Source organism: Apibacter sp. (genome assembly GCF_025291155.1).
Taxonomy (GTDB): domain Bacteria; phylum Bacteroidota; class Bacteroidia; order Flavobacteriales; family Weeksellaceae; genus Apibacter.
This window is the reverse complement of the sequence record NZ_JAMBJZ010000115.1, coordinates 1-5,096: the sequence shown is the minus strand read 5'-3', so window position 1 is coordinate 5,096 and position 5,096 is coordinate 1. Positions and strand designations below refer to the sequence as shown.

Sequence of the window (5,096 nt, the reverse complement as noted above, 5' to 3'; positions counted from 1 at the left end):
TGTTTGGTAAAAGAGGAATATATTTCAGAGGCATTTTTTTGGAAATATGTATTTTGGTAAACATGTTTATAGAAAATAATAAGTCTAATTCAAGATAATTTAATTAAAAAGTATAAAATGAAATAAATTAAATAGATAATTGATATACGCGATGAAAATAAATATATATCTTAAATTAGAAGAGAAAAATTTAATTAAAGAAAGGTGTTTTATTATAAAGAAATGTAATATAAGAAATAAATATCTCTTAAAATTTTCTTAATAGAAATATTAATGTAAATTTACTCTAATAATGATTATAATTATAACAATATTGTGTGAGATAAATTTTATGCCTTAATTTAATAATATGTACAGAAATAAAAATTTATATAGAACCCTATGGGGGTTCTTAAGTGCCTTATTGTTTATATTTACTGTAACCAGTTGTGAGTGTTATAGAAAAAAACAAGAAGAGTTAGAAAAACAACAATCGATGCAAGTAAATGAGGTAGGAAGAGTTATTGAAGGAACTTTCGATCCAGTGACAGGGAATTTCATTTATGCCACAGGAAATATATTTACAATAAAGCTTCCGAATGGTAAAGAAATAGTGGAAGTTGGTAACCATTCTACAGAAGCTAACTTATTTAATTTTTTAAACGATTCAAATACAAATGTTAATGAGGATAAGAGAAAAGGATGGATTACATTAGATCGTGTCTATTTCGATAGTGGAAAATCTACTGTAACAACCGAATCGGGAAAACAAATAAAAAATATCTCTGAAATTTTGAAAGCATTCCCGAATGCTAAAATAAAAATTGGAGGATACACCGATACCACAGGGACCGAAGAAACCAATAGAAAAGTATCTGAAGAAAGAGCAAAAACTGTTCAGGAAGAATTAATAAAATCGGGAATTCAAGCAGAAAGAATAACCTCAGAAGGATACGGATCGCAACATCCGGTTTGTGAAGCTAATGACGCACCTGAATGCAAAGCTAAAAATAGAAGAGTAGATATTCGTGTTTTTGAAAAATAAATTTCTAAATTTCTCTCACAATATTGTTATATACCTAGATTACTTCTCACAAATTTAATCTCATCATAAGAAAAATTATCACCTAATGATTCTTTTATAATTTTCAGCTCTTTAGTATTTAGCTCAATCAACTTTTTTTCAATCAAATCATACTTTTCCTTAGAAATAAAATCATAAACAGATACTTTATTTTTAGAGATAAGTTTAGCAATATGATTACTGATAGTAGAGTTCGTTAAGTTTCTCAATTTAGCTACCTCTGATAGATCATTTCCTTCCTGTAAAAGCTGTAAAGTTATATCTACCGTATCATCTTTTTTATGAGTAGAAGATACAGTCTGCGAATCAGAAGTAAAGACAAGCTCCCTATAAGTAAGCCGCTGATCAATAAGAGTAGTAGAAAGTATAAGTTTTATTTTTATTTTAACCTCGTTTTCAAATTCGGTAATAAACTTTATATATTGCGTTATCCGTGATTTAGATTTATATTCGAGATAATGGTCTTGTAATGGTTTCCATACCTTGCAAAAAAGTTCATCAGCAAAATACTCCACTGCATCCTTAGCTCTTTTTTCAATCGTTTGCCAAACTTCATTTTTAGTATCAGGAGTAGTAGCTTGAAAACGAGAAAGAATATTCCGTTGAAATTTTTGATTAACCAATAACAAAGAATGTAGACATTCATCAACCGATGAAATTATATCCAATACTTTTTGTCTATTAGGAATAGCCTTTTCTATAGTCATTTTTCGCCAATCCTGGATTTCAAAAGTCAAAGAATGAACAGATAAGGATTTAAAAAGAGTCTCAAGCCCGAAATTATATTTCTCTTCATTAAGTATATTTTCCAATTCATGAACATTCCACATTTGAGATTGAAATTCATTAATTTTTTGATCCTGGATAATGTTATGATTTCGAATCATTGATTTAAGAATAATTCCTTCCAATGTACGGCATCTACTTAAAGCAACATATACTTGCCCGGAAGCAAATGATTTCCCCGCATCAATAATAACTTTATCGAAAGTCAGACCTTGACTTTTATGGATTGTTACAGCCCAAGCTAGCCGAATCGGATATTGAGAAAACGAGCCTAATATTTCTTCAGTTATTTTTCCCGTTTCATCATTAACACTATACTTTATATTCTTCCAAACTTCATGTTCCAATAAAAAAGAATCTTTTTGATTTTCAAAGCGTACATAAATATCAAAATCTTCGATTTTTTCAATAATACCAATTTTACCATTAAAATATCTTTTATTACCCGAAGTATCATTCCTTATAAACATGATTTGAGTTCCTTCCTTTAATACAAGATCCATTTCCGTAGGGTAGGAAGCTTCAGGAAATATTCCATCTACAATAGCCTCAAAAAACTTAATAGGTTTTTCTAGTTTTTGTAATTCATTTTCATTAATCGAATTCGCAATTGAATTATGGGTGGTTAAAGTGATATATCCGGTCTCGTTCGGTACAAAATCAGGATTATATCTTTCATGAAGTAAATTAAAATCAATAGAATCAAAATCCTGATATCGAATGGAATTCAATAAATTTATAAATATAGGATCATCCTGCCTGTAAACTTTTTTAAATTCAATACAAACCGGAGGGTTCTTCTGTAGAGCCAACGCATCAAAAAAAAACAAGCTTTTATAATAGTTTTTTAAAAGATTCCATTGTTCGTCTTTAATTACAGGAGGAAGTTGGTACATGTCTCCAATCATTACCAGCTGCACTCCACCGAACGGAGCGGAATTCTTTCTTGTGTATTGCAAAGACCAATTTATGGCATCCAAAATATCTGCCCGAAGCATAGAAACTTCATCAATAATTAACAATTCAACTTCAGAAAATAATTTTCTCTTATCTTTATTATATCTGAAATGTTGATGAAGCTCTAATTTGGTAATAGCAATATTACGATCAATCCATGCATCATTAGAAGGAATAAAACTAGTGAGAGGAAACCCAAATAAAGAATGAATTGTTACTCCTCCTGCATTGATAGCTGCTACCCCTGTAGGAGCTACAACTATTGTATTCTTTCTTGTAGTTTCCTTTAATTCTTTTAAAAAAGTAGTTTTTCCGGTTCCTGCCTTTCCTGTTATAAATAAATTTTTATGAGTATAATTGGCTAAATCGAAAGCAAGTTTCTGTTCAATATTGACTACAGGATAATGGTTTGCCATATACTTTGGATTTTAACTACAAATATATAGTAATAGTAATTGATCAAAAAAATTAGAAAGAAAATTAAAACTAATATTTGATCAAATTATGATATATGTAATAAGTAAAAGAACAGGCTTTAGTAAGGCCTTATTTACTGTAATAAATAATATGAAAATAAATTAATAATAAAAAATATATAAATAATAATTAGAATTAAATTATCACTCACAGCCAAGTATGGAAATACTATAATAGTTATTTTATAAAGTAAAAGAAATTTATTCAGCTAAATAATAATATTATTATAAATATATATGTTCTAATTTTGTTACCCACTTATTTGTAATTGAAAAATGAAGAATAAAATTATAGAAGGGTTTTCTAAGCTAACAAAAGAGGAGAAAATAAACTGGCTAACTCAGCAATATGTCCAGGGTTCGAATGAACTTAAAAATATCTTAAAACAATATTGGAATCAAAAATCTGAATTGCAAAAAATTCATGATGAATTTACGGAAAATACGATTAGTAATTTTTATATACCGTATGGTATTGCTCCAAATTTTTTAATTAACAATGAAATATATGCCATACCTATGGCAACAGAAGAAAGCTCTGTAGTTGCTGCCGCTGCAAAGTCAGCAAAATTTTGGTTAAATAAAGGAGGTTTTAAAACAAAGCTTTTAGGAAATATCAAATTAGGGCATGTTCATTTCATATATAAAGGAAATAAAGCTAAATTACAACAATGGTTTCAATGCCAATTAAAAGAAGAGTTAATTAAAGAAAGCATTGATATTACAAAAAACATGCGAATAAGAGGAGGAGGAATAACCGATATAGAATTGGTAGATAAAACTGAAGAACTTGAAAGTTATTTTCAAATAAAAGGTTCTTTCAATACCCAAGATAGTATGGGGGCAAACTTTATCAATTCATGTTTAGAGCAGTTTTCCATTACTTTCAAAGAAGAATTCCATAAATCAAATATATTTAATGAAGAAGAAAAGGAAAATTTTCAAATAATCATGTCCATACTTTCCAACTATACACCAGATTGTATAGCAAGAGCAGAAGTGAAGTGTAAAATTGAAGATTTAAAAGACGATAGCGGAATATCTCCGAAAGAATTTGCATGGAAATTTAAACAAGCAGTAAAGATAGCAGAAGTAGAACCTTACAGAGCAGCTACCCATAATAAAGGAATTATGAATGGAGTAGATTCGGTTGTGATAGCGACAGGTAATGATTTTCGAGCTGTAGAAGCTTGTGCCCATACGTATGCATCTCATAAAGGTAAATATACGAGCCTAACCCATTGTGAAATTAAAAATGATGAATTTAATTTTTGGATAGATCTACCAATATCTTTAGGAATAGTAGGAGGGTTAACCAAACTTCATCCATTAGTTATCGCTTCCCTACAAATATTAAATAATCCTTCCGCAGAAAAACTTATGCAAATAGTAGCCGTTGCAGGCCTGGCACAAAACTTTGCTGCAATAAGATCATTAATCACAACAGGAATACAAAAAGGACATATGAAGATGCATCTCATAAATATAGTGAACCAATTAGGTGCGACAGAAAAAGAAAAGCAATATATCGTCAATATATTTAAAGACAAAACAATATCACATCACTTAGTATCTAGCGAACTTGAAAAACTACGTAACACCCCAAAATAATAAAGGAATAAGAGATAATATAAATATGAATGGGGGAGGAATTAAATGAAGGATTGAGTGGTGGGAGGAAAAAATTGAGTTATAAAAAAGGGAAATAAGAATAGTACTAAAGAGTAAGAAAGAGAGGGGGGGGAATTAAAAAAAGTTTAAAAAAAATTTCAGGGTATAAATATTTGGTAGTCAGGTGTATTTATCTTTATAGG

The 5,096-nt window shown here is 29.3% G+C and carries 3 protein-coding genes; 2 read left to right on the top strand and 1 reads right to left on the bottom strand.

What is annotated here, in order from left to right; translation table 11 throughout:
• Positions 1-349: 349 nt before the first annotated feature.
• Positions 350-1,024 carry an OmpA family protein gene (locus M3Z80_RS09070; protein ID WP_293919294.1) on the top strand — a complete coding sequence of 225 codons (675 nt, stop codon included), beginning with the start codon at positions 350-352 and terminating at the stop codon, positions 1,022-1,024.
• A gap of 26 nt (positions 1,025-1,050) precedes the next feature.
• Here the strand turns inward: M3Z80_RS09070 and M3Z80_RS09065 are convergent, their stop codons facing one another.
• A complete protein-coding gene (locus M3Z80_RS09065) occupies positions 1,051-3,222 on the bottom strand; it encodes a helix-turn-helix domain-containing protein (protein WP_293919293.1) in 2,172 nt (723 codons plus the stop codon).
• A gap of 336 nt (positions 3,223-3,558) precedes the next feature.
• On the opposite strand from M3Z80_RS09065, the gene M3Z80_RS09060 reads away from it, so the two are divergent.
• Positions 3,559-4,893 (top strand): hydroxymethylglutaryl-CoA reductase, encoded by a 1,335-nt coding sequence (locus M3Z80_RS09060; protein ID WP_293919292.1) that lies wholly within the window; start codon positions 3,559-3,561, stop codon positions 4,891-4,893.
• Positions 4,894-5,096: the final 203 nt, after the last annotated feature.